18 protein-coding genes are annotated in these 25028 nt (G+C 40.7%); 8 read left to right on the forward strand and 10 right to left on the reverse strand.

What is annotated here, in order from left to right; genetic code table 11:
- Positions 1 to 14: 14 nt before the first annotated feature.
- The 4 genes from AC3KVK_RS06030 to AC3KVK_RS06045 form a co-directional block, all read right to left on the reverse strand.
- Positions 15 to 1538, reverse strand: a complete 1524-nt coding sequence (locus AC3KVK_RS06030) for a SpoVR family protein (protein WP_490313652.1) — start codon at positions 1536 to 1538, stop codon at positions 15 to 17.
- 20 nt (positions 1539 to 1558) lie between these two features.
- A complete protein-coding gene (locus AC3KVK_RS06035) occupies positions 1559 to 2845 on the reverse strand; it encodes a YeaH/YhbH family protein (protein WP_490313651.1) in 1287 nt (428 codons plus the stop codon).
- Positions 2846 to 2870: 25 nt separating this feature from the next.
- The gene (locus AC3KVK_RS06040) at positions 2871 to 4793 is read right to left on the reverse strand and encodes a PrkA family serine protein kinase (RefSeq protein WP_490313650.1); all 1923 of its coding nucleotides are present in this window, start codon (positions 4791 to 4793) and stop codon (positions 2871 to 2873) included.
- Between the two features lie 301 nt (positions 4794 to 5094).
- Complete coding sequence (locus AC3KVK_RS06045) at positions 5095 to 5676, reverse strand: Fe-Mn family superoxide dismutase (protein ID WP_490313649.1); 582 nt, start codon at positions 5674 to 5676, stop codon at positions 5095 to 5097.
- Between the two features lie 211 nt (positions 5677 to 5887).
- Here AC3KVK_RS06045 and AC3KVK_RS06050 point away from each other — a divergent pair, with 211 nt between their 5' ends.
- The 4 genes from AC3KVK_RS06050 (at position 5888) to AC3KVK_RS06065 (ending at position 14239) form a co-directional block, all read left to right on the forward strand.
- Positions 5888 to 6238: a Grx4 family monothiol glutaredoxin gene (locus tag AC3KVK_RS06050; RefSeq protein WP_490313648.1), complete on the forward strand. Its 351-nt coding sequence runs from the start codon at positions 5888 to 5890 to the stop codon at positions 6236 to 6238.
- A gap of 108 nt (positions 6239 to 6346) precedes the next feature.
- Complete coding sequence (locus AC3KVK_RS06055) at positions 6347 to 7675, forward strand: IS4 family transposase (RefSeq protein ID WP_518526929.1); 1329 nt, start codon at positions 6347 to 6349, stop codon at positions 7673 to 7675.
- Positions 7676 to 8347: 672 nt separating this feature from the next.
- Entirely contained in the window at positions 8348 to 12805 is a 4458-nt protein-coding gene (gene gltB / locus AC3KVK_RS06060) for a glutamate synthase large subunit (RefSeq protein ID WP_490313733.1), read from the forward strand.
- 12 nt (positions 12806 to 12817) lie between these two features.
- Positions 12818 to 14239, forward strand: coding sequence for a glutamate synthase small subunit GltD family protein (locus tag AC3KVK_RS06065; RefSeq protein WP_490313732.1), 1422 nt, complete (start codon positions 12818 to 12820; stop codon positions 14237 to 14239).
- 85 nt (positions 14240 to 14324) lie between these two features.
- On the opposite strand, the gene recN is transcribed toward AC3KVK_RS06065, so the two are convergent.
- The 3 genes from recN to nadK all read right to left on the reverse strand — a co-directional run bounded on the left by recN (position 14325) and on the right by nadK (position 17634).
- Positions 14325 to 15995, reverse strand: coding sequence for a DNA repair protein RecN (recN, locus tag AC3KVK_RS06070; protein ID WP_490313731.1), 1671 nt, complete (start codon positions 15993 to 15995; stop codon positions 14325 to 14327).
- A 116-nt stretch (positions 15996 to 16111) separates the two neighbouring features.
- Entirely contained in the window at positions 16112 to 16654 is a 543-nt protein-coding gene (locus tag AC3KVK_RS06075; RefSeq protein ID WP_490313730.1) for a hypothetical protein, read from the reverse strand.
- Positions 16655 to 16752: 98 nt separating this feature from the next.
- Positions 16753 to 17634, reverse strand: a complete 882-nt coding sequence (gene nadK, locus AC3KVK_RS06080; RefSeq protein ID WP_490313729.1) for an NAD(+) kinase — start codon at positions 17632 to 17634, stop codon at positions 16753 to 16755.
- 87 nt (positions 17635 to 17721) lie between these two features.
- Between nadK and AC3KVK_RS06085 the strand changes: the two genes are divergently transcribed.
- Positions 17722 to 18654, forward strand: a complete 933-nt coding sequence (locus tag AC3KVK_RS06085) for an HrcA family transcriptional regulator (RefSeq protein ID WP_518526931.1) — start codon at positions 17722 to 17724, stop codon at positions 18652 to 18654.
- Positions 18655 to 18723: 69 nt separating this feature from the next.
- Entirely contained in the window at positions 18724 to 19311 is a 588-nt protein-coding gene (gene grpE / locus AC3KVK_RS06090) for a nucleotide exchange factor GrpE (RefSeq protein ID WP_490313411.1), read from the forward strand.
- 63 nt (positions 19312 to 19374) lie between these two features.
- Here the strand turns inward: grpE and AC3KVK_RS06095 are convergent, their stop codons facing one another.
- Positions 19375 to 20568 carry a multidrug effflux MFS transporter gene (locus AC3KVK_RS06095; RefSeq protein ID WP_490313410.1) on the reverse strand — a complete coding sequence of 398 codons (1194 nt, stop codon included), beginning with the start codon at positions 20566 to 20568 and terminating at the stop codon, positions 19375 to 19377.
- A gap of 170 nt (positions 20569 to 20738) precedes the next feature.
- Here AC3KVK_RS06095 and AC3KVK_RS06100 point away from each other — a divergent pair, with 170 nt between their 5' ends.
- On the forward strand, positions 20739 to 21536 hold the full coding sequence (locus AC3KVK_RS06100) for a M48 family metallopeptidase (protein ID WP_490313409.1): 798 nt from the start codon (positions 20739 to 20741) through the stop codon (positions 21534 to 21536).
- Positions 21537 to 21571: 35 nt separating this feature from the next.
- Here AC3KVK_RS06100 and AC3KVK_RS06105 read toward each other — a convergent pair whose 3' ends face one another.
- Positions 21572 to 22342: a nucleoside-binding protein gene (locus AC3KVK_RS06105; protein WP_490313408.1), complete on the reverse strand. Its 771-nt coding sequence runs from the start codon at positions 22340 to 22342 to the stop codon at positions 21572 to 21574.
- A 109-nt stretch (positions 22343 to 22451) separates the two neighbouring features.
- Positions 22452 to 23765 (reverse strand): Na+/H+ antiporter NhaC family protein, encoded by a 1314-nt coding sequence (locus AC3KVK_RS06110; RefSeq protein ID WP_490313407.1) that lies wholly within the window; start codon positions 23763 to 23765, stop codon positions 22452 to 22454.
- Between the two features lie 335 nt (positions 23766 to 24100).
- Here AC3KVK_RS06110 and dapB point away from each other — a divergent pair, with 335 nt between their 5' ends.
- On the forward strand, positions 24101 to 24904 hold the full coding sequence (dapB, locus tag AC3KVK_RS06115) for a 4-hydroxy-tetrahydrodipicolinate reductase (protein ID WP_490313406.1): 804 nt from the start codon (positions 24101 to 24103) through the stop codon (positions 24902 to 24904).
- Positions 24905 to 25028: the final 124 nt, after the last annotated feature.

The following is a 25028-nucleotide window of genomic DNA, read 5'->3' on the forward strand; positions in this document are numbered from 1 at the left end:
TCACATTAAAATAGCTAAGTACTCAACTCATTTACTTTTTTCAACTCCTGTTTTGGACAGCACGCAATCATATCAATGTCTCCCGAGTCTGATACTTGTTCTAACTTTACCTGAAACCCCCATAGTCGATGAAGGTGCTTGATTACTTCATCTTTAGAATCAGCTAACGGTACATTTTTGTTAGGTACAAAGCGTAATGTTAGTGAGCGGTCACCTTTTATATCTACGTTGTATACTTGAATATTAGGCTCTAAATTGCTGAGGTTATATTGCTCCGAAAGAGCTTGCCTAATAGCTCGATATCCTTGTTCATTATGGATTGCACTGACTTCTAAGTGATTTTGCATTTCATCATCCAAAATCGAAAATAACTTGAAATCACGCATCAATTTTGGTGATAAGAACTGGCTAATAAAGCTTTCATCTTTAAAATTTTGCATGGCAAAATGTAAAGTCTCTAACCAATCTTTGCCAGCAATATCAGGAAACCAATATTTATCTTCGTCTGTTGGTTCTTCACAAATTCGCTTTATGTCGACCATCATATTAAAACCTAATGCATAGGGGTTTATGCCAGAATAATAAGGGCTGTTATAAGGGGGTTGATAGACTACACCTGTATGGCTTTGGAGCACTTCGAGCATAAAAGCATCACCGACTTTTCCCTCATCATAGAGATGATTTAAAATAGTGTAATGCCAAAATGTCGCCCAGCCTTCATTCATGACTTGTGTTTGTTTTTGCGGATAAAAATACTGCGATACCTTTCTTACTATACGGATTATTTCACGTTGCCATGGTTCAAGTAATGGCGCGCGCTTTTCAATAAAATACAAAATGTTTTCTTGGGGTTCCTCAGGAAAGCGAACTTTTTTTTGCTTAGCTTCTTGCTGTTGAAGGGGAATGGTTCGCCATAATTCATTAACTTGAGATTGTAAGTAATCGGCTCGCTCTTCTTGGCGTCTTTGTTCTTCAAATAATGATATTTCATGGGGGCGTTTGTACCGATCAACACCATAGTTCATTAATGCATGGCAAGAGTCTAATAAACTTTCGACTTGATCAATACCATATTTTTGTTCGCACTTAGCAACATAGTTTTTAGCAAAAACTAAATAATCAATTATAGAACTGGCATCTGTCCATGTTTTGAAAAGATAATTGTTTTTGAAGAAAGAGTTATGCCCATAACATGCATGCGCCATTACAAGTGCTTGCATGGTCATGGTATTTTCTTCCATTAAATAAGCAATACATGGGTCAGAGTTAATAACAATTTCATAAGCCAGTCCCATTTGACCACGTTTATAATTTTGTTCTGTTTGTATAAATTTTTTACCGAAGGACCAATGGTTATAACCAATCGGCATCCCAACACTTGAATAGGCATCCATCATTTGCTCAGCTGCAATTACCTCTATTTGGTTTGGGTAGGTGTCTAATTTGTAGTGTTTTGCAACGCGTGCAATTTCTGTGTGATATTGCTCGAGTAATTCAAATGTCCAATCAGGGCCATCTGGCAATCTTTTTGTTGTCATATCCTTACCTCGCAGATTTGTTATGCGACTGTTTTATTTTGCAGCTTATTTTTTTGGAATAGCTCTCTAAAAATTGGATAGATATCTTCGACTGAGCGAATGTGCTGCAGTGCAAAGTTCCCATGCACCTTGGCAATTTTTTCATACTCTCGCCATAAGCTTTGATGAGCCCGAGTTGTTATTTCTATATAGGCGTAATACCGTACAACTGGAAGGAGCTTTTTCATTAGAAGCTCAGTACAGTTAGGGGAATCATCAGCCCAATTATCACCATCGGAGGCTTGTGCTGCATAAATATTCCATTGAGAGCTGTCATAACGTTGTTTAATAATTTCATCCATCAGCTTTAGCGCACTAGATACGATAGTTCCGCCAGTTTCTTGAGAATAAAAAAACTCTTGCTCGTCGACTTCTTTTGCTTGGGTATGATGCCGAATATATACCACTTCAATGTCTTTATAACTTCGAGTTAAAAACATATAGAGTAAAATATAAAAGCGCTTAGCCATTTCTTTCGTTGCTTGGTCCATTGAGCCTGATACATCCATCAGACAAAACATCACCGCTTTACTGGTGGGTTCTGGGCGTTTCTCGTAGTTTCGAAAGCGTAAATCAAACGTATCAATAAAAGGTGTGGCTGCAATTTTATTTTTAAGCGTTTCTATTTCATCACTCAATTGTGCGATGAGTGTAGGATCTGACTTTTGATCGCTTTTCAATTGGGCAAGCTCTATTTCAGCCTCGGCTAATCGACGTTTTTTACCTGCGTTCATTGCAACCCTTCGAGCTAATGAACCTTGTAAAGAGCGAACTATGTCTATATTGGACGCGACACCATCATGGCAAAATCCAGCTCGGTGAGTTTTCATTTGTACTAAGCGATCAAGTTGAGTTTGTTGCAAGTTCGGCAATTCTAAATCTTCGAACAATAAATCGAGATATTCATCTTTAGAAATTGAAAAAACAAAATCATCGGATCCTTCTCCTTTATCGCTCGCTTCGCCTTCGCCAGCACCACCACCTTGCCCAGATTGAGGGCGTTTAATTTTATCACCTGTCGAAAACTGATCATTGCCAGGGTGAACAGTATTACGTTTACCTCCTTTTCCTTGATGAAACATAGGTTCGCCGATGTCTTTATGAGGAATAGAGACGCTTTCTCCTGAATCGATATCGGTTACACTTCGCTTACTAATGGCATCAGAGACAGCTTCTTTAATTTGCTGTTTGTAACGGCGAATAAACTTTTGTCTATTCACCGTACTTTTCTTCTTACCATTTAAGCGGCGGTCAATAAAATGAGCCATAGACTACCTCCGCTGATACAGGAAATTATTGCGATTTACGAACACGTAAATACCATTCGGACAGTAACCTAACTTGTTTTTGGGTGTATCCTTTTTCAACCATCCGGTTAACGAAATCTTCATGTTTCTGCTGATCGTCAGTGGATGTTTTTGTATTGAATGAAATGACGGGGAGCAAATCCTCAGTATTCGAGAACATTTTTTTCTCGATGACTGTTCTGAGTTTTTCATAACTCGTCCAGGTTGGATTATTTCCGTTATTATGCGCCTTAGCACGTAGTACGAAGTTGACGATTTCGTTTCGGAAATCTTTTGGGTTAGAAATACCGGCTGGTTTTTCGATTTTTTCTAATTCAGCATTGAGTGCTGCACGGTCGAATAACTGACCAGTATCAGGATCACGGTATTCTTGATCTTGAATCCAAAAGTCAGCATAGGTGACATACCGATCAAAAATATTCTGACCGTATTCAGAATAAGACTCGAGGTATGCGGTTTGAATCTCTTTGCCAATAAACTCTACGTACTTCGGGATTAAATACCCTTTGAGGTGCTCTAGATACTTATCTTGTACATCTTGAGAAAATTGTTCTCGTTCAATTTGTTGCTCAAGAACATAAAACAAATGCACAGGATTAGCGGCTACCTCTGAATGATCGAAATTGAACACTCGAGAGAGGATTTTGAACGCAAATCGAGTAGATAAGCCATTCATGCCTTCATCAACTCCTCCATAATCTTTGTACTCTTGATAAGATTTAGCTTTTGGATCAGTGTCTTTTAAACTTTCACCGTCATAAACGCGCATTTTTGAATAGATGCTTGAGTTTTCAGGTTCTTTCATTCGCGATAAGACAGAAAATTGGGCTAGAGTTTCTAATGTGCCAGGTGCACAAGGTGAATGGCTTAATTGCGAGTTTTCTAATAGTTTATCGTAAATTTTTATTTCTTCAGATACGCGTAGGCAATAGGGCACTTTTACAATGTAAACTCGATCTAAAAAAGCTTCATTGTTTTTGTTATTTCTAAATGTTTGCCATTCAGATTCATTTGAGTGAGCCAAAATAATCCCATCAAAAGGCAATGCTGAAAGGCCTTCAGTGCCGTTATAGTTTCCTTCTTGCGTAGCTGTGAGTAATGGATGGAGGACTTTAATGGGGGCTTTGAACATTTCCACAAATTCCATTAATCCTTGATTGGCATTACATAAAGCGCCAGAGTAGGCATAGGCGTCGGGATCATTTTGTGCAAAGTGTTCAAGCTTTCTAATATCAACTTTACCAACAAGGGCACTGATATCTTGGTTGTTTTCGTCACCAGGTTCTGTTTTAGCGATAGCAATTTGGTCAAGGATTGAAGGGTAGCGTTTGACCACTTTAAATTGGGTAATATCGCCGTTGTATTCATGAAGTCGCTTTGAAGCCCAAGGAGACATAATCGTTTTGATATAACGTTGATCGATACCGTACTCTTTTTCAAGCAACTCGCCATCTTCAATAGGGTCAAATAACGCCAGAGGATGGTCATTAACAGGTGAACCTTTAACGCAATAAATGGGCATTTTTTGCATTAAATATTTTAGCTTTTCAGCTAATGAAGATTTACCACCGCCAACTGGGCCTAATAAATATAAAACTTGTTTTCGTTCTTCGAGCCCTTGCGCTGCATGTTTAAGGTAGGCCACGATTTGTTCAATAGCTTCTTCCATGCCATAAAATTCATTAAAAGCAGGGTAGCGGCTAACAACGCGGTTGCTAAAGATTCGACTTAATTGCGGATCTTTAGCTGTATCGATTAATTCAGGTTCGCCAATTGCAGCTAAGAGCCTCTCTGCTGAACTTGCATATGCGGTTTTATCATTGCGACAAATTTCTAAAAATTCAGCAATGGTATATTCTTCTTCTTTGGCTGCTTCATATCGTGCTTGGTAATGATCGAATATTGTCATAATGACCTCCAATGGACCGAGAAAATGCATACCTAACCCCAATTAAACGGTGTGAGGTATATTGTTAAGCTTAGCCTCAATTATGGAATATGCTTGTTTAAAGCAACGATTTTTAAAGAAAAAAAAACGATTATTGCAATTAGATAAATAAAGGTTGGGGTAGTTAAATTAAAAGCAATCCTACACCTAAAGGTGTATTGCTGGACGGGGTGTTTTTGGCAGCAGAAGTTGAGAATAGAAGTAAACTATATGAAGATAAAAATAAAAAAGGCGCCGTAGCGCCTTAGTCAATAATGACAGATTAAGCTAGGTTTGCGTTCGCAAATTCCCAGTTAACAAGCGCCCAAAAACCATTTAAGTAATTTGGACGAACATTACGATAATCAATGTAATAGGCATGTTCCCATAAATCAACAGTGATGAGTGGTGTTACGCCAGCTTCTGTTAATGGTGTTGCTGCATTAGAAGTGTTAACGATATCTAAAGAGCCATCAGCAAGTTGAACTAACCAAGTCCAGCTTGAACCAAAGTTATTCACTGCTTTGTCATTGAATGCTTCTTGGAAAGCAGCAAAAGAGCCCCATTTTGCGTTGATTGCGTCAGCAATTGCGCCCGTTGGTTCACCGCCACCATTTGGTGAAAGGCTGTGCCAGTAGAAAGTGTGGTTCCAAATTTGCGCTGCATTGTTAAAGACGCCACCTTCAGATGAACATACAATCTCTTCTAAAGTTTTGTTTTCGAAATCAGTACCTGCAATTAAACCATTTAGTTTAACTACATAGGTATTGTGGTGTTTACCGTGGTGAAACTCTAGCGTTTCTTGTGAAATATGTGGTGCTAATGCATCTATTGCATACGGTAAAGACGGTAGTTCAAATGCCATTTTTATATCTCCATCGACTTTTGTTAAATGGGATTATAGTGTTACTATAATCCCGAGTATTTTACTCAAGTTTTGCCAAACAGCAATGCCAAGCTTATCAGATTATTGAAAGCGTACTATTTTATTCAATTATTTTTACAACGTTTTGGTTATAAACAGATTCGAATAGACGAGGTGTTTGTGCCAAAAGTGGTGCATTTTGAGGTTGACCATGGAAACCATAGACAAGATTAAACAGCAGATATCAGAAAATTCAATTTTACTTTACATGAAAGGTTCGCCTAAGTTACCAAACTGTGGTTTTTCATCTCAAGCTGCACAAGCTTTGATGTCATGTGGCGAACCATTTGCTTATGTAGATATTTTATTAAATCCAGATATTCGCGCAGAATTACCCCATTATGCTAATTGGCCTACTTTCCCACAGCTATGGATTGAAGGTGAGCTAATTGGTGGTTGCGATATAATTATTGAAATGTTTCAGCGAGGTGAACTACAGCCATTAATCGCTGAGGCAGCGGCTCGTAATAAAGAAGCAAGCGATGAGCAAAATGCAGAATAATTAAAAAGCGAGCTTAGCTTAATGCCGATCAGTTAAGTAACAGATCGGTTGACCGATCAAAATGATCATGCAAAATCCGTAATCAGGTAACTGATTACGGATTTTTTTGTGAATATAGAACAAGCTCTGCATACAACTTTTGAAGAAAGCACTCGCTACCATACATTTGAAAAACTAAATGAAATACTATCGCCAGAAATAATCGAGCAAGGCTTCCAACAAGCAGGCATAGCTACACTTAGAAAGCGTCGGTTGCCATTAGAAGCTGTGCTGTGGTCAGTCATTGGTATGGCATTGTTTCGTAAAGAATCTGTCTGGAATATAGCAACTAAATTAGACATTATGCTACCAGGAAAAAATCAGTTAGTTGCACCTAGCGCGATGGTTCAGGCGCGTCAGCGGTTAGGTGAAGAATCGGTTAAACAAGTATTTAATAAAGCTGCCAAAGCTATGTACCATGAGGAAGAGTTTGAAACGTGGTGTGGCTTGAATTTATTGGCTGTTGATGGCGTTGTTTGGCGAACACATGACTCACCAGAAAACCGAGAGGCTTTTTCATCAGCCAACAATCAATATGGTGACACGGGCTTTCCACAAATTCGAATGGTTTGTCATATGGAACTTACCAGCCATCAGCTTATTACGAGTGAATTTGATAATTATAAAACCAATGAAATGAAGCTTGCAGAGCGCCTAATCGATAGAACGCCAAACCACTCAGTAACGATGTTCGATAAGGGGTATTATTCGCTTGGCCTGTTAAACCGATGGCACCAGGCTGGTGAAGAAAGACACTGGTTGATTCCCGCACGGTCAGATTTACAATATGAGGTTATCTCAACTGTTGGTAAAAACGACCAACTTATTTCGCTTCAAACCACTAAGCATGCCCAAAAGAATTTCTCGGATGTGCCAGAGGTTATTGAAGCGAGACTAGTGAGTAAAACTATCAAGGGTAAGACCTATCGAATATTAACCTCTATGACAGATAGGTTGCGTTTCCCAAATAATGAAATCGTAGATTTATATTGCCATAGATGGGAAATCGAACTTGGTTATCGAGAAATAAAACAAACGATGCTAGATAGTTCATACCACTTGAGAAGTAAACGCCCTGACATGGTTAGACAAGAAATATGGGGCGTACTTTTAGCGTACAATTTAATTCGACGGCTGATGACGATGGCTGCAACGCCTCAAGGGTTATGGCCTAACCAGCTGAGTTTTTCGAGCTGCTCTATGGCAGTAATCCAATACTTCTCCTCAATATCAATTATGAGCCCTGGGAATATTCCCATGCATTGGGAACATTTACTTAAAACTCTCGCCCTATTCAGATTGCCCGCAAGGAGGGAAGATAGGCGATACCCACGGTGCATAAAACCGAAGCCATCGAAGTATCCTAATAAAAAGAAAAATGCCAGTCAGCTTAACTGACTGGCATTAGAGCTTAGCTCGCTTTTTTGTATTGCGGAGAAGCGCTGTAAATGCGGCTCTCCTTTTTTCTTCTCACTCTTTTCCGTTGAACATTCCTTCATACCCACAATTTTTATTATAAAGATGTCATCTAATGGTCATCTTCTTCAGTAATTCTAGGTGATCTAACCGTTACCAGCATCTAGCAATCAACTATCATGACGTATTTTTATTCGTATACTCATCACAGCTAATTTCGAGAAAATGTAGTAACAAATGCGTATTTATGCACCTGTGTAACTGGTCAGTAAGCTGAAAGCTTGATTCTATTGAGTTCGCGCTAAGTAAAGTAAGGCTTGCGGTGAACTTTGGATGAATAAATATTCACTTTAGTGTGGCGTTTACGTTTACGTAAACGTTGTTTGAGAATGGCTTTTATTTACAACTTTGCAAATTGTCACCGGTGTCATTGTGTTTAATTGTGTCTAAAATCTAATTTTTAACCGTGATTGTTAAGATTTATGATTGGTGCGCTAACGTGAAATATATTCACATTATTGAATATGTATTCATTATTTGTTGACTCTCTGCTTTTTTATGGGTAGCTTCTATGCTCAGCTAGAGTTCTTATTTCCACTAACGGTTAATCTGCACTTTAACTCTGGCGCAGTAGCAAGGGAGAGGAGTTCATTCATGTTATATGACTCAAAACTAGAAAAAGACAATTGTGGTTTTGGTTTAATTGCCCATATTAATGGTGTTGCCAGCCACAAATTAGTGCGTACGGCTATTACTGGGTTAGACCGTATGCAGCATCGTGGTGGAATTGCCGCTGATGGTAAAACCGGCGATGGCTGTGGTTTATTATTACAAAAACCAGATAACTTCTTTCGCAGCATTGCTCAAGAACACAGTTGGCATTTAGGTAAAAACTACGCAGTAGGGATGATATTTTTAAACCCTGATCCAGATATTGCTAAAAAGACCCGTCAGATTATTAATCAAGAGCTCGAAAAAGAAACGCTCACTATTGTTGGATGGCGTGATGTGCCAACCGATCCTGCATCATTAGGCCCGATTGCAATTGAGCAGTTGCCCCAGTTTCAACAAATTTTTGTATCTGCACCAGAAGGTTGGCGTCCTAAAGATTTAGAGCGTCGTTTATATATTGCACGTCGCCGGATTGAGCAGCGCGTTGCTGATGACGATTATTTTTATATTTGTAGTTTATCTGGTTTGGTTACCGTCTATAAAGGACTGGTTATGCCGGCAGATTTACCGAATTTTTATCTCGATTTAGCTGATATGCGTTTGGAGTCGGCTATTTGTGTCTTCCATCAGCGTTTTTCTACTAATACTCAGCCGCGCTGGCCATTGGCGCAGCCTTTCCGCTATTTAGCACATAATGGTGAAATCAATACCATTGAAGGAAATCGTCAATGGGCTCGAGCCCGGGCTTATAAATTCTCTTCACCTTTATTGCCTGATTTACAAACTGCAGCGCCGTTTGTTAACGAAACAGGTTCAGATAGTTCTAGTTTAGATAATATGCTTGAACTATTTTTGGCGGGTGGGATGGATATTTTTCGTGCCATGCGAATGCTGGTACCGCCTGCATGGCAAAAAAATAAAGCAATGGATCAAGACTTACGTGCTTTTTATGACTTTAATTCTATGCACATGGAACCTTGGGATGGCCCAGCGGGTATTGTAATGTCGGATGGCCGTTTTGCAGCATGTAATTTGGATCGAAACGGTCTTCGTCCTGCACGATATGTAGTCACGAAAGATGGTCTCATGACTTTGGCATCTGAGGTTGGGATTTGGGATTACGCCCCTGACGAGGTCAGAGAAAAAGGGCGTGTAGGCCCTGGCGAGTTGCTCGTGATAGATACATTGCACGGTAAAATTTGGCATTCAAATGAAATTGATAACGACCTTAAGAAACGTCACCCTTATAAATCTTGGCTTGAAGAAAATGTTCAGCGTTTGACACCGTTTGAAGAGTTAGCAACGGACTTACCAGGCCAAAGAGAGTTAGATGACGCGATGCTTGCTGTTTATCATAAGCAGTTTGCTTATAGTAACGAAGAGCTGGATCAAGTTATACGAGTGATGGGGGCAATTGGACAAGAAGCAACGGGTTCAATGGGTGATGATACGCCTTTTGCTGTACTTTCCTCGAAAGAGCGTCCAATTTATGATTATTTCAGACAAAAATTTGCGCAGGTAACGAACCCGCCCATTGACCCATTACGCGAAAATCACGTTATGTCATTAGCGACGTGTATTGGCCGCGAGCAAAATGTTTTCAATGAGACGACGGGTCATGCTAAGCGCTTACAGTTCTCTTCACCTATCTTAATGTATTCAGATATGGTGCAGTTATTACAAGCTGATCAAGAGCACTATTCGTCGCAGATTATCTCGCTTAATTATGATATTGCAGAAGGGTTAAAAGCGGCGCTGGATCGCATTTGTGACCAAGCAGAACGTGCCGCTGCCGATGGTGTTGTTTTATTAGTTTTATCAGACAAAGGTTTAACTCCAGCTCAGCTTCCTATTCCGGCTGCGATGGCTCTGGGAGCAGTTCAACAACGATTGGTCGTCAATAATTTACGTTGTGACACTAATATAATCGTTGAAACAGCGAGTTGTCGTGATCCTCATCAATTTGCTGTATTAATTGGCTTTGGCGCAACGGCTATTTATCCTTACTTAGCTTACGAAACTCTGACACAGATGTGTGATAAAGGCAGCATTAAGAAATCGCACAGTGACGTTACTGTGTCCTATCGAAATGCTATTAATAAAGGCCTGTACAAAATCATGTCGAAGATGGGGATTAGCACGGTAGCGAGCTATCGCTGCTCAATGTTGTTTGAGGCTGTCGGTTTAGCTGATGAAGTCGTTGAGCTATGTTTCAAAGGAGTCGTTAACCGAATTAAAGGTGCTGACTTTACAGATTTCCACCAAGATCTGGTCAATCTATCACGTAAGGCATGGATCAAACGTAAACCCCTAGATCATGGTGGGTTATTGAAGTATGTCCATGATGGCGAATACCATGCGTACAACCCTGATGTTATTCAAACATTACAAGTCGCTGTTCGCTCTGGTGAATATAACGATTACTTAAGATACGCTGATTTAGTTAATAACCGACCGATCACTAACTTACGGGATTTACTGAAACTACAAATCGGTGATGCAGGCATTGCACTTGATGAAGTCGAACCTGCTGAAGCGCTATTTAAACGCTTTGACTCAGCAGCGATGAGTATTGGTGCATTATCTCCTGAAGCCCACGAAGCATTAGCGATTGCGATGAACCGTTTGGGCGGGTGCTCAAATTCGGGTGAAGGTGGTGAAGATGTTCTGCGTTACGGAACCGAGAAAAACTCACGTATAAAGCAAGTGGCATCAGGTCGCTTTGGGGTTACACCTCATTATCTAGTTAACGCAGATGTCATACAAATTAAAGTCGCTCAGGGGGCAAAACCGGGCGAAGGTGGTCAGCTGCCTGGTGAAAAGGTCACACCTTATATTGCAAAGTTACGTTACTCTGTTCCGGGTGTGACCTTAATTTCACCACCACCGCACCATGATATTTATTCAATCGAAGATTTAGCTCAGCTGATTTTTGATTTAAAGCAAGTTAATCCAAATGCGATGATTTCGGTTAAGCTCGTTTCTGAACCCGGTGTGGGGACGATCGCTACTGGTGTGGCAAAAGCGTATGCCGATTTAATTACTATAGCGGGTTATGACGGCGGAACGGGTGCAAGCCCTCTGACCTCAGTGAAATATGCAGGTTCTCCGTGGGAGCTCGGTCTTGTTGAGACTCAACAAGCTTTGGTTGAAAATGGTTTACGTCATCGTATCCGTTTACAAACTGACGGAGGCTTAAAAACAGGCCTCGACATTATTAAAGCCGCCATTTTAGGCGCAGAAAGTTTTGGTTTTGGCACCGGTCCTATGGTTGCGCTCGGGTGTAAATACTTACGTATATGTCACTTAAACAATTGTGCTACTGGTGTCGCAACTCAAGATGAGAAGTTGCGTCAAAATCATTATCACGGACTGCCTGAAATGGCGATGAACTACTTTAAGTTTATTGCCCATGAAGCTCGTGAAATTATGGCGAGCTTAGGGGTAACTCGTCTGGTTGATTTAATTGGCCGAACTGACTTACTGGTTGCGATTGAAGGCAATACGGCTAAGCAAAGTAAACTTGATTTGTCAGGTTTATTGTATCAGCCGAATAATAAGTCAGGAGAAACCTTGTATTGTTCAGCTCCTAATACCTCGCACTATCAAGGTCAATTAAATGATCAGCTATTAGCCCAAGCTAAAGAAGCGATTGATAGTAAATCGGGCAAAGTCTTGCGCGCAAAAATCAATAACACAGATCGTTCAGTTGGCGCTCAGCTTTCTGGATACATTGCTGAACGTCATGGCAATCAAGGAATGGCTGCGGATCCGATCCGAATAGAGTTATCTGGCACTGCAGGGCAATCTTTTGGTGTGTGGAATGCTGGTGGTCTTGAAATGGCGCTCGTTGGCGATGCGAATGATTACGTAGGGAAAGGCATGGCAGGTGGTAAAATTAGTATCACACCACCAATGGGCTCATCTTTTGCAAGTCATGAAGCCAGTATAATTGGTAATACTTGTCTTTATGGTGCAACAGGTGGACGACTGTTTGCTGCTGGTAAGGCGGGTGAACGTTTTGCTGTTAGGAATTCGGGCACCATTGCGGTCATTGAAGGAGCGGGCGATAACGCTTGTGAATATATGACTGGTGGTGTGGTGTGTATTTTAGGCCGTACCGGAATTAATTTTGGAGCCGGAATGACGGGTGGATTTGCTTATGTGCTAGATGAAGCAAATGACTTTGAAAAACGCATCAACTCAGAATTAGTTGAATTGGTAGAAATGGATGACTTAGTGATTCACCATGAACACCTTCGAGGCTTGATAGCTGAACATTTAGAAGCAACGAAATCCTGCCGAGCAGAAATGATTCTTGCTGATTTTGAACACTATTTAACTCAGTTTAGATTGATCAAACCTAAATCGAGTGATGTAAAAAGTTTACTTGGTCATCGTGCTCGCAGTAGTGCTGAGCTTAGAGTGCAGGCTCAGTAAAGGAGAAGTAGAATGGCACAGAATGTATATCAATTTATCGATGTCCAACGAGTAGATCCTCGTAAAAAGCCGATATCGACACGTAAAAAACAATTTGTAGAAATCTACGAACCTTTTTCAGCCAAGCAAGTTGACTCTCAAGCTGACCGCTGTTTGGATTGTGGTAATCCATATTGTGAGTGGAAATGTCCGGTTCATAATTATATTCCACAGTGGCTGAAACTGATTAAAGACGGCAAAATTATTGAAGCGGCTGAATTATCGCATCGAACAAATTCGTTGCCAGAGGTATGCGGTCGTGTTTGTCCGCAAGATAGACTTTGTGAAGGCTCTTGCACACTCAATGATGAATTCGGTGCGGTTACCATAGGTAATATTGAAAAGTATATTACGGATACTGCTTTTGAGATGGGATGGAAACCTGACACTTCTTACGTAGTTTGGACAGATAAAAAAGTGGCTATTATTGGCGCAGGTCCCGCTGGATTGGGGTGTGCTGATATTTTGGCGAGAAACGGTGTTAAGCCAGTAGTTTTTGATCGTCACCCAGAGATTGGTGGTCTGCTTACTTTTGGTATTCCGTCATTTAAGCTAGAAAAGTCAGTCATGGAAAAGCGCCGTGAAATTTTTACTGATATGGGTGTTGAATTTCGCTTAAATACTGAAGTTGGAAAAGACATTGAACTCGAGCAATTACTTTCAGAATATGACGCTGTTTTTGTTGGGGTAGGTACGTATAAAAACATGCGTGGTGGCCTAGAAAATGAAGAGGCGCATGGTGTGTTTGACGCACTTCCTTTCTTAATTGCTAACACAAATAAAGTAATGGGATTTGATAACGAAGCGTACCCTTATCAAGATATGGCGAACAAACGTGTCGTGGTATTGGGTGGGGGTGATACAGCAATGGATTGCGTGAGAACGTCAATTCGACAAGGTGCCAGTGATGTTGTCTGTGCATATCGACGCGATGAAGCAAACATGCCTGGCTCAGCCCGTGAAGTAAAAAATGCTAAAGAAGAAGGGGTACGTTTTGAGTTTAATGTACAACCTAAAGGGATGATCTTAAATTCTGAAGGTCAAGTCACCGGTGTGCAAATGGTTAAAACACAATTAGGTGAACCGGATGCTAAAGGGCGTCGCCGAGCCGAAGAAGTGAGTGGTTCGGAACATGTATTAGCTGCAGATGCAGTGATTATGGCATTTGGCTTTCAAGCACATTCAATGCCTTGGCTTGAACCATTTGGTGTCGAATGCGATCAATGGGGCCGAATTGTTGCACCAGAACAAGGTTCGGGACACACTCATCAAACGACCAACCCGAAAATCTTTGCTGGTGGTGATGCTGTACGAGGTTCAGATTTGGTGGTTACAGCTATTTTTGAAGGCCGAAATGCAGCTGAAGGAATTTTGGACTATCTAGAAGTTCAATAACAAGCATGAACGAATAAAAAAGGTAAGCACTTTGCTTACCTTTTTTATTTATATGAGGTAAAAACTGTTCGATATCGCACTCAAACTAGGCACACGCTTCGAGTAGTTCTTGGGCGTTAGACAGAGTGGTCTGACTAATATTATTGCCCCCGAGTAAACGGGCAATTTCATTAACACGACCTTGTTGGTCAAGGTGGCGCATTTGAGTATGCGTTTGCTTGCCATCGCTGAATTTTGCAACAAAGAATTGATGGTGCCCACTGCAAGCTACTTGCGGTAAATGGGTTACACAGATCACTTGTGTTGACTGACCTAATTGGCGTAACAGTAAGCCAACCGCAGATGCTGTCGGGCCAGAAATACCCACGTCCACTTCATCAAAAATAAGGGTGGGCGTTGTCACTTTAGCCGCGATGATAACCTGAATCGCTAAACTAATACGTGAAAGTTCACCGCCAGATGCCACTTTTGCTAAAGGCTGCATGGGTTGACCAGGGTTGGTGCAAACCATAAATTCAATTTTATCAGCGCCATGCGCACTAGGCGTCGCATTCGCTTCAAAATTTAGAACGATTTCAAAAATGCCATTTTCCATTGACAGTGTGTGCATACTGTTAGAAATTAATGTGTTTAGCTCTGTGGCTGCGGTCTTGCGGCTATCACTTAATTGTTTAGCATTGCAATAGTATGCTTCTCTTGTATGCTCAATCTCAGCATCGAGTTGGTGTAATCGCTTCGAATCATGGCTAATTTTAGTCAACGAATTGACTAACTGAGTATGAAACTCTGGCAATTCTTCTGGTCGAATATGATGTTTTCGCGCTAATTCTAAAGCTTTGGCCATACGCTCTTCGACTTCGTTTAATGTGTTTGGGTCACACTCTGTTTTCTCTTGGTAACGTCTAATTTGAGCCGATGCATCTTCAATTTGCACAGCTGCTTCAAACAATAAGTCGGCCACTGAACTGAGCTGAGGATCGATTTGAGCAAGTTCAGCAAACTTATTGGCACTATGTTGTACCATACTGTATGCGTTGCCGTTATCTTCATCATAGAGATGCTGAAGTTCACGCTGACTTGACTCAAGTAATGTTTGAGTATGGCTTAATAAACTATGTTGAGATTCGACATCTTCGTATTCACCTGGCTCCAAAGCAAAATCGTCTAATTCAGCGACCTGATACTCTAAAAGCTGCTGTTGGGCTTGCTGTTGCTGTTGAAGCTGCAGTAATTGCGTATGCTCTTTTTTAAGGTTTTGATATTGTTTAAACAAGTCTTTGGTGGCGAGCAGTAAGTCAAAATGACCGGCATATTCATCAAGAAGTTGGAGTTGATGATCATTTTTGCTCAACAATTGATGGGCATGCTGCCCGTGAATAGCAATCAATAATTGACTGAGGGATTTAAGTTGGCTTGCAGTGACTGCTGAGCCATTAATGTAGGCTTTGCTGCGTCCAGTATGGCTAATCACCCGACGCAAAATACATTCATCATCACTTAGCAAATCATGTTGAGCTAAAAATGCTTTAGCTTTGGGTAAATGACGAATATCAAATTGAGCGGTGACTTCTGCTTTATCAGCGCCTGGGCGTACCATTGCAGCTTCTGAGCGTTCACCTAAACATAAAGAAAGCGCGTCGATAGCAATAGACTTTCCAGCACCGGTTTCACCTGTAATGGTAGTCATACCTGCTGACCACTCAGTGCTGAGTTGGCTGACAATAGCAAAATTTGAAACTTCTAACGCAATTAACATACTGTTTATCCATCCAGTTCATTAACTGTTAATTTATACAGTATTTGTAAATTGCGCAAATATTTTTTTAATTATTTAATGTTGCTTTTAAGCCAATAATGCATGACTCAATCTGATTAAATAACAGCTTCTTTATCATCATTGTGTATTTCTGATGATGCTTGGTCGGGCGTTTCATCTTCGGTTGAAGGTAAAATGTCAGGGCTTTTCAGAGTGAATACCAGAGCAGGTAATTGCTCTTCATAGAATAGTTTATTAAAACCGCGCCCTGAAGGCAGCTCAGTCGCGAAGTTTAATATCCGTTCAGCAAGCTCATCTTTGTGACCTGTGACGTGGGTTTTAGCCATTTCACTGGCTAACACGTTTGAGAGATTATCTAGGCATGCTTCCATTAATATTAGGTTATTATCATTATGAGCTTGCACAACAAAAAAATTGTTCGCAATGGCTTGCATTGCTGGTAAGTGCTTTGGTCTGAGTAATTTGGCTTCACTAAAATAACTGAGTTGTTTTTTATAGTTATCAGTGACGATTTTGACCCGCTCATTGAATAATTGTTTCTTGAGGGCTTCTGCTTTTTTTCGGTTTTTTTCTATCACTGTATAAGTTGAGAAAAGCGCGATCAATAAAATTACAGATAAAAGTACTACATAAGTCATAATTATTATTATTTTCCTAATAAATTGGCACTGAAAACAGCTGCAGCATACTGAAACTACAACAAAATTAAAACACTCTTTTTATGCAAATTTATAAATCAATATAATTGGCTGCCCCATTTTAATTTTTGCCTTAACACGTTGTAATAAGAATACTCTTTAGGGTGAATTAAGCGCAGTGGTTTATCGCCTTTTTTGATCACAACTTCATCACCTGGCATCACAGCCATCACGATGTGACTATCGCAGCTAATCTGCAGATTATCATCATTTTTTAGGCTGAGTTTTAAGCGAATCTCATTGTCTGCATCGACAACAAGCGGCCGACTAGATAATGTATGGGGAAACATCGGGACTAAGGCCATCGCGTTAAGTTCAGGGGTTAAAATAGGCCCGCCACCAGAAAGGGAATAGGCCGTTGACCCCGTTGGCGTGCAAACAATTAGCCCATCTGATTTTTGTGAATATACGAAATCGTCATTGATAAAGGCCTCAAATTCAATCATATGTGCGACTTTATCTGCGTGCAAAACGGCTTCATTGACCGCTGAGTTAGTGCTTTTGAGCTTTTCGTGGCGATACACTTCGACTTCCAACAAAAAGCGTTTTTCTTGAATATAATGGCCACTGAGAACTTGCTCGAGATCGGCTTCAAAATTATCAGGGTCTAAATCAGTTAAAAAACCTAAATTGCCCCGGTTTACTCCAATCACGGCCACATCGAAGCGAGACAATACTCGCGCAGCCCCTAGCATATTTCCATCACCACCGACGACAATGGCTAAATCACATTGGCGGCCCAGATCAACTAGCTCTACCGTTCGTGAGGCATCAACCTTCATTTCTAGACCAACTTGTTGTTCGATCAATACTGTGTAACCCAAAGCATCCAGAAAACTGTCCAATTTTTTTAAGGTTAAGTTTGCGCCAGCATGGTTGGGTTTGCCAATCAGGCCGATGGTGGAGAAAGTCTTATTCATGGTTATTGACTGAAAGTTAATATAATTTCAGTATATCCAAAAGCTCTGCTACTTGAAAATAAATAAGCGCGCCCACATAAACTCGTTATGAAACTAAATCCTCGTGATCTCAAAGTATTTACCTCACTGATGGACTTGCATTGCAATGGTTCAGGACTCGCTGTGCCTTCGGCATTAATTGCAAAACAAAAGGGGATGGCGGTTTGCTCTGCGACTGTCCGCAATGCAATGGTTAGACTTGAAAAGTTGGGGTTAATTTACTCGCCGCATACCTCTGCAGGACGAGTGCCGACTAAAGAAGGGTATCAATTTTGGTTGAATGAATTATTTGATCTTTCATCAATTGCCGCTTTTTGGCAGCCCAGCCAAGAGGCGTTAATTCAGTTTACTCATTCAATTAGCCAACGCTATAAGTTATGCGCTTGTGTTGGTTTACCAACGGTGACATCACAGGCTATTTTTCGCGTTGAAGTACTGGATTTTGATCAGCAAAGTTGGCTGATTTTATTATTTGACCGCCAGGGGCAAAGCCAAAATGTAGTGATTACTAAACCACTCGAAGCCAATGAAGCAATCCGGTTACAGTTTAATGCTTGGTTGAATACGGTTTTTTCTGCGCAGCCTTTGTTAGAAGGGTTAAAGAGAATGCGAGCCATGGCGAAGACAGCGCCGATGTTTTGTCATGGTTCACTGACACAATGGACGCGCCTTTTATTTGATAAATTAGGGTCAGATAATTCTATCGTCGTAGGCGAAAGTTACCTGTATGAATCATTACAAGGTTCTGAACAGCCTTGTATTGGCACGCCCTTACTGAGTTTTGTTGAGGAGAAGTTAGCATTTACTCAGGGGGTGTCAGTTATCTTCGGTGATGACATTCCCTTTCATGGTTTTGAGCAATTGATGATAGTGAGTGTGCCTTACTTTTCAAACGGTGGCTACCAAGGTCGTTTTTGTATTATTTGCAAAAAGTCAGCACAAATAGCTGCAATCTTAACGGAATTTACATTTCTTGATTAATTAACTCTTGAAAGCAAAAATTCCATCCCCATAATTACCGCAGTTGTAAAGAATTGGAGATCAGAAATAATGTCAGAACAAACAAATCAGGCTTCACAGGAAGCAGAATTAAATGAACAAGCCGCTGAACAAGAAGTACAGCAAGATGTTCAACCAGAGCAAGAGATGAGCCCTGAAGCTGAGATTGCATTATTATCTGCAGAATTAGAAGCAGCAAATCAAACAATTGCCGATCAAAAAGACAGTGTTGTGCGTGCAGCAGCTGAAGTTGACAATGTTCGTCGTCGTGCTGCACAGGATGTAGAAAAAGCGCACAAATTTGCATTAGAAAAATTTTCAAATGAATTACTGCCAGTAATTGATAATCTAGAGCGTGCAATTGAATTTGCAGATAAAGAAAATGAAACCTTAAAACCTTTGTTAGAAGGGATTGATATGACGGTTTCAAGTTTTGTCAGTGCCGTGAGTAAATTTGGTGTTGAAGTTGTTAATCCGCAAGGGGAAGCATTCAATCCTGAGTTCCATCAAGCCATGTCTTTACAGCCAAGTGCTGATGTAGAGCCCAATACAGTGCTAGCTGTTATGCAAAAAGGCTATACCTTGAATGGCCGTTTACTGCGCCCTGCCATGGTGATGGTCTCTAAAGCCGCCGAGTAATCATTACGAAGCACGCCGTTTAATAATGCCTTTATTTTGTAAGAAATAAGGGCATTATCGTTTTTAAAGCTTAATGTCGTTTTTTATCTGTAACCATTTGCAAGTTTGGCACACAAAAATAGCTACGATAGCAACTGCCATTAATGCAGAAAAACCAACCGCATTTTCAGTATGTAAAAAAGCCAATAATGGCCCCGCTAACGCACCACTACCAAATCGCAGTGTGCCAATAACGGCTGTTGCTGTGCCTGACTTTCTTTCAAACTCAATTAAAATCAATGCATCTGCATTACTAGCCATAATACCTAAGCTCATCATTAGGGGGGCCATACACACCACAAAGCCAACTAAATTAGGGGAAAACACGGTTAATGAAACAAGCGCAGTGGCACTTATCAGCGCTAAAGCAAGGCCAAAATAGAGCATTTTGCGCGAGCCTATTTTTGTCACAAGGCGGGTATTAAGAAAATTACCACACATCAATGCCACAACATTACAGGCAAATAACACACCAAACAGCTGTTCATTGACTGAAAAATAATCGAGGTAGATAAAAGGGACTGACGTTAAAAAGCAGAAAAATGCAAATGAAGCAAACATTGAGGTTAAGATATCAAAACGTGCAGGCCGATAACTTAAAACGGTACGATAGCTATCAATAAATAAAGCCAGCCCACGGTGATCTGATTGAAAGATTGGGATATTGAATAAATAGCGCCACACGAGTAATAAAATCGTAAAGCTGTAAATGCACAAAACGATAAATATACTTTGCCAATGCCAGAACATCATTAAGGCACTGCCAATACTTGGCGCTAACAAAGGAGCTATCATCATTATCATCGACACATATGACATGCCTTTTGCAGTGTCTTTTTGATAGATGTGTCGAATAATACCCGGTACAACCACTGTTGCAGCTGCGCCAAAAAAAGCTTGGCATGCGCGAAATACTAAAAACCACTGAATGTCTTGGCAAAAAACAAGCAATAGAGAAAAAAATCCAAACCCAGATAAGCCAATTAATGCTAGTAGCCGACGGCCTAATTGGTCTGCTAATGGGCCAAAAAAGAGCATACCTAATGAATACCCAGCTAAATAGGTACTTAAAGAAAGTTGAACCAAACTGATACTCGTGTCCATATCTGTCGCCATTTGCAGCATCGCGGGTAGATACAAATCAACCGCTAGCGGCGTGATAGCGACAATACTGGCTAATAAGGGTAACAGAAGGCGTCTATTAATTGACAGGGACATTAAGTACGCTCAATGAGAAAGGGGAGGTATAGTCTATGTCTTTAGTGATTTTTAACAAGTTAATTAGGCCAAATTCCTTGCGTGAATTTGCGCCTAGCTATTTGAGGCTATTAAATCTCCAGGGGCTAGATTAGAATACTGATAATTGTGGATTTTAATCAAGGAACAACATGAAACACGTACTTCTTGCTTTATCTGTCGCCACGGTTTTAGTGGGCTGCAAGACCTCGCCAACGGGCCGGACTCAATTAGCGTTATATTCAGATGGACAGATGAATACGATGGGGAAACAAAGTTTTGAGCAATTGAAGCAACAGTTGCCGATTAATAAAGATCCGAAAGTGAATCGTTATATCCAATGTATTGCTGATAATGTCATTGCAGTGTTGCCCGGTAAATATGCGCAACAGCAATGGGAAGTGGTTGTTTTTGAGGAGGCTTCAGCCAATGCATTCGCATTACCTGGCGGTAAAATTGGTGTTCATACCGGCTTATTGAAAGTCGCTATTAATCAGCATCAAGTCGCCACAGTGATGGGACATGAGGTCGGGCATGTGATCGCAGAGCATTCAAATGAGCGGGCTTCACAAAACTCAGCCATTCAATTAGGTATGCAAGCAGCCGACACGAGCTTAAGAAGTATTCAAAATGAATACCAAGGTGCAATAATGATGGCACTGGGTGTGGGGGCTCAATATGGTGTGACGTTACCATTTAGCCGCACACATGAGTCTGAAGCTGATGAAATAGGCTTGGAGCTGATGTCAAAAGCAGGGTTTAACCCAAAAGAGTCGATTACATTGTGGCAAAATATGAGTGCTGCTGGCAGCGGAGGCACACCTGAATTTTTATCTACTCATCCTTCGCCAACCACAAGGATCAGCGAATTACGAAACCAGATGCCAGCAGTGATGAAATTACATCATGCAGCAGTCGGGGCGGGTAAAACTCCAGGCTGTGAGATATAAAATAAGCCCCCATAATTAAGTAACTTTAATATGGCTTAAAATGTCCATGCGACATGGATTTGTGGGGCTGATTCATTGTTGTCAGTCCCTAACTTATTACGCCATACTTGCCATTTAACACCCATTAATAGCGTGTTTTCTTCAAACTCAAGTGCGTGGCCTAAATCCCATTGTAAAATAGGTTGTGCCAAAATCCAGCTATTTACTTCTTTGCCTAACTCATTTTTTCGGCCATCAATGTATTCAATGTGGCCGGTAAAATTAAAGCGTTGATTGCCGATAGTAAAAGGTAGCCCCCAAGCAGCATCAATCATCCAACTATCTGTTTCTGAAGGTGCACCACCTGAGACAAGTCCGCCATTATCATCTAGATACCCAGTGATAAGGGTATTAAAAAATGCAAACCCAGGTACATCCCAGTAAAGTTTTAACCCAGGCAGATATTTGACTACATTTGCATCTCCTGCAGCATTGACACCGATTACTGCACCAATATCTTTAATTGCGCCAAATGAGTAAGTGTTCGCGGATGCTTTTGAAAAGCTAATGGTTGAATAAAACTCACCATAATAATCATTATCTTGATAGCCATCACTGCGATTATCTCTGATAAAGTCAACGAAAAAAAAGTTATCGCCTAAGTCATAAGATGAACTGTGCTGTAAGGTCGCTACATTGGTTTTTGCATCGTGATGGGTAAAGGGATTAAGGAAATCACCTTGATTAAAATGAAATTGGGTTTGGCTCCAAGTGGCTGCGTACGTATTAGCAGAGATTAACAGCAGCAGGGTTAGCAGTTTTTTCATAGAGTTACGCTATTGAACAAAGGTAGTGTTCAGTGTAGAACAAAATGAGAGGGAAAGTGGATATAGATAAAAAATGCAGCATATCAGCTGCATTTTTTATATGAGGCACTTAGGCTTTATGTCGATTGAGGCAAATGACGCCGACCGCAGTAAAGGCTAAAATGAAACAATAATAGGAAGATGTTGATACTTGCCAAGGTGAAATTTGAAAAGTGGCGCCGAGTAAAAGCGCTTGTGCACCGTAGGGCAATGAGCCTTGCATGACACAGGCGAAAATATCGAGCAAACTGGCTGAACGTTTGGCGGAAATTTGCCCATCCTCAGCGAGTTTTTTCGCGATTGGGCCTGCGACAATAATGGAGACGGTGTTATTAGCGATACATAAGTTTGATGTTAATACTAATGCCGCGATCCCGAGTTGATCAGCCACTTTTCGATTCCATTTAGCAATGACTAGTGTCAACGTTTGGATTTTGTGTGCAATATAATCAAGCCCACCATTGATGCGAATAAATTCAGATAAACCGCCAATCAGCATTGAAAGTAAAAATATTTCTTGCATGCCACTAAAGCCTTCATAAATATCTTTTATAAAGGCACTGCCTTGATAGTCTGCGGTAAAACCCATTAAGCCAGCAAATACAATACCGCTGAATAGCACCACAAACACATTAAAGCCCATTACAGCTAAAATTAAGATAAATGCGTACGGTAATACCAATAATAAATCGTACTCTTTCACCTCAATGACTTCAGGCTCTGGAGTGAGCACAAATAATAAAATTACCGTTAAAATCGCGGCAGGAACGGCAATTTTAAAGTTCTCACGAAATTTATCTTTCATTTCACAGCCTTGGGTACGGGTAGCAGCAATAGTGGTATCTGAAATGATGGATAAGTTATCACCAAACATCGCACCAGAAACTACTGCACCAGCAACTAAAGCGGGATCCATTCCTGTTTTTAGCGATAGCGCATAGGCGATGGGACCAATTGCCCCGATGGTTCCCATTGATGTGCCCATGGCTGTAGCCACAATTGCAGAAATTAAAAATAACCCTGGTAAAAGAAAACTAGGTGGAACTAGATCAAGCCCTGCGTTAACGACGGCATCGACACCACCTGTTGCACCCGCGACAGTAGAGAAAGCACCTGCAAGGAGGTAAATCAAGCACATAGTGATGATATTGCTATGGCCAGCACCTTTGATGAAGGTATCAACAGACTGATTAATTGATGCTTTATTTAAGAAAAAAGCGAGTAATATCGCGGGCAAAATCGCAACTGGAGCAGGCAGCTGATAAAACGCGTAATCGACCCCTTGTGATTGGAGGTATAGACCTGCGCCTAAAAAAATAGCGACAAAGCTGAGTAATGGAAGCAAAGATAACTTGGCGTTTAATTTGCTGTAGGTAGACTGCATATTAACCTCTTAATAAATAACGACGCAGCCCACGAGTTCCTTTTTTAGCTGCATTTTTCAAGCGCCCGCAAGCCAAAGACCAAATCGGCGCCTTAAATCTAAGGAAGTGCGAATGTATAGATGGCTAGATGTTTTGTCAAATTTTTATTGTTACACTGTGCCCATCAATTGATGTTTATTAACCTCAAGAAATCCCTTTGGTGCATCTGTGATAAATAAACATTAAACTTAACATATCGTAATAATCGCTGGTTAAAAAGTCTTTATCTGCTTTTTTATTAAACAAATAAGATTAAGCAGACTTAATTTAACCACTTATTAATAAAGAGAATAATATGAATAAAATTGGTGTTTTTGGTGCTAATGGCCGCATGGGACAAGCTTTATTACAAGCAACAGAAAAATCGACCGAGAGTCAAATAGCTGGCGCATTTGTACGACCAAGCTCGACCTTTTATCAAATTTCCGTAGGGCCAATAATTGGCGCTACGGCGTGTGATTTAGCCTTTAGTGATTACCATTGCGCAGAGCCCAGCTCAATCGATGTATTGATTGATTTTACCTTACCACAAGGAATGTTGACGCACTTAGCTTTTGCTGTCACTCATAAACTCCCAATGGTTATTGGCACAACAGGGTTAACAGTTGCGGAGTTTGCTAAATTAGAGCAAGCTGCTAAAACTATTCCCATCGTGTTTTCTCGTAACTTTAGTGTCGGGATTAATTTACTCCTTAACTTAGTGCAAACCGCCGCAAGAACGTTATCAGATGATATCGATATCGAAGTGTTTGAAGCGCATCACCGTCATAAGATAGATGCCCCATCAGGCACTGCATTAGCGATTGGAGAGGCGATTGCAGATGCGAAAGGTTGGCAGCATGACGAGGTGGCACGTTATGAACGTCACCATGATCATGTTGAAAAATCTCAAAACGAAATCGGTTATTCAGTGTTGCGAGCTGGGGATATAGTCGGTGAACATACGGCTTATTTCGCATCTATGGGCGAAAGGCTCGAAATTACGCACAAAGCGAGTTCAAGAATGACCTTTGCGCAAGGTGCAGTAAGGGCTGCAGCTTGGTTGAAAAATAAACCTGCGGGACTTTATGATATGCAAGATGTGCTAGGTTTTAAGTAGAAAAGGTTTTTTTTTAGCGGTTTGGCTTAATTTTTATATGAAAGGCGCTATTTTTATATTTTTTATAATTAGGGTTAGACCTGCGACGCTTTTTATTCTAGAATAAGCACAATTTGCCAAAATT

Source organism: Pseudoalteromonas sp. J2K-J979, assembly GCF_058169715.2.

Excerpts from the sequence above, each read along its gene's own strand:
- grpE (WP_490313411.1), top strand. The coding sequence starts at position 18,724 with ATGTCAGAACAAACAAATCAGGCTTCACAGGAAGCAGAATTAAATGAA.
- AC3KVK_RS06100 (WP_490313409.1), top strand. The coding sequence starts at position 20,739 with ATGAAACACGTACTTCTTGCTTTATCTGTCGCCACGGTTTTAGTGGGC.
- AC3KVK_RS06045 (WP_490313649.1), bottom strand. The coding sequence starts at position 5,676 with ATGGCATTTGAACTACCGTCTTTACCGTATGCAATAGATGCATTAGCA.
- AC3KVK_RS06105 (WP_490313408.1), bottom strand. The coding sequence starts at position 22,342 with ATGAAAAAACTGCTAACCCTGCTGCTGTTAATCTCTGCTAATACGTAC.
- AC3KVK_RS06065 (WP_490313732.1), top strand. The coding sequence starts at position 12,818 with ATGGCACAGAATGTATATCAATTTATCGATGTCCAACGAGTAGATCCT.
- AC3KVK_RS06050 (WP_490313648.1), top strand. The coding sequence starts at position 5,888 with ATGGAAACCATAGACAAGATTAAACAGCAGATATCAGAAAATTCAATT.
- dapB (WP_490313406.1), top strand. The coding sequence starts at position 24,101 with ATGAATAAAATTGGTGTTTTTGGTGCTAATGGCCGCATGGGACAAGCT.
- AC3KVK_RS06075 (WP_490313730.1), bottom strand. The coding sequence starts at position 16,654 with ATGACTTATGTAGTACTTTTATCTGTAATTTTATTGATCGCGCTTTTC.
- nadK (WP_490313729.1), bottom strand. The coding sequence starts at position 17,634 with ATGAATAAGACTTTCTCCACCATCGGCCTGATTGGCAAACCCAACCAT.
- AC3KVK_RS06095 (WP_490313410.1), bottom strand. The coding sequence starts at position 20,568 with ATGTCCCTGTCAATTAATAGACGCCTTCTGTTACCCTTATTAGCCAGT.
- AC3KVK_RS06035 (WP_490313651.1), bottom strand. The coding sequence starts at position 2,845 with ATGGCTCATTTTATTGACCGCCGCTTAAATGGTAAGAAGAAAAGTACG.
- AC3KVK_RS06040 (WP_490313650.1), bottom strand. The coding sequence starts at position 4,793 with ATGACAATATTCGATCATTACCAAGCACGATATGAAGCAGCCAAAGAA.
- AC3KVK_RS06110 (WP_490313407.1), bottom strand. The coding sequence starts at position 23,765 with ATGCAGTCTACCTACAGCAAATTAAACGCCAAGTTATCTTTGCTTCCA.
- AC3KVK_RS06085 (WP_518526931.1), top strand. The coding sequence starts at position 17,722 with ATGAAACTAAATCCTCGTGATCTCAAAGTATTTACCTCACTGATGGAC.
- AC3KVK_RS06030 (WP_490313652.1), bottom strand. The coding sequence starts at position 1,538 with ATGACAACAAAAAGATTGCCAGATGGCCCTGATTGGACATTTGAATTA.
- gltB (WP_490313733.1), top strand. The coding sequence starts at position 8,348 with ATGTTATATGACTCAAAACTAGAAAAAGACAATTGTGGTTTTGGTTTA.
- recN (WP_490313731.1), bottom strand. The coding sequence starts at position 15,995 with ATGTTAATTGCGTTAGAAGTTTCAAATTTTGCTATTGTCAGCCAACTC.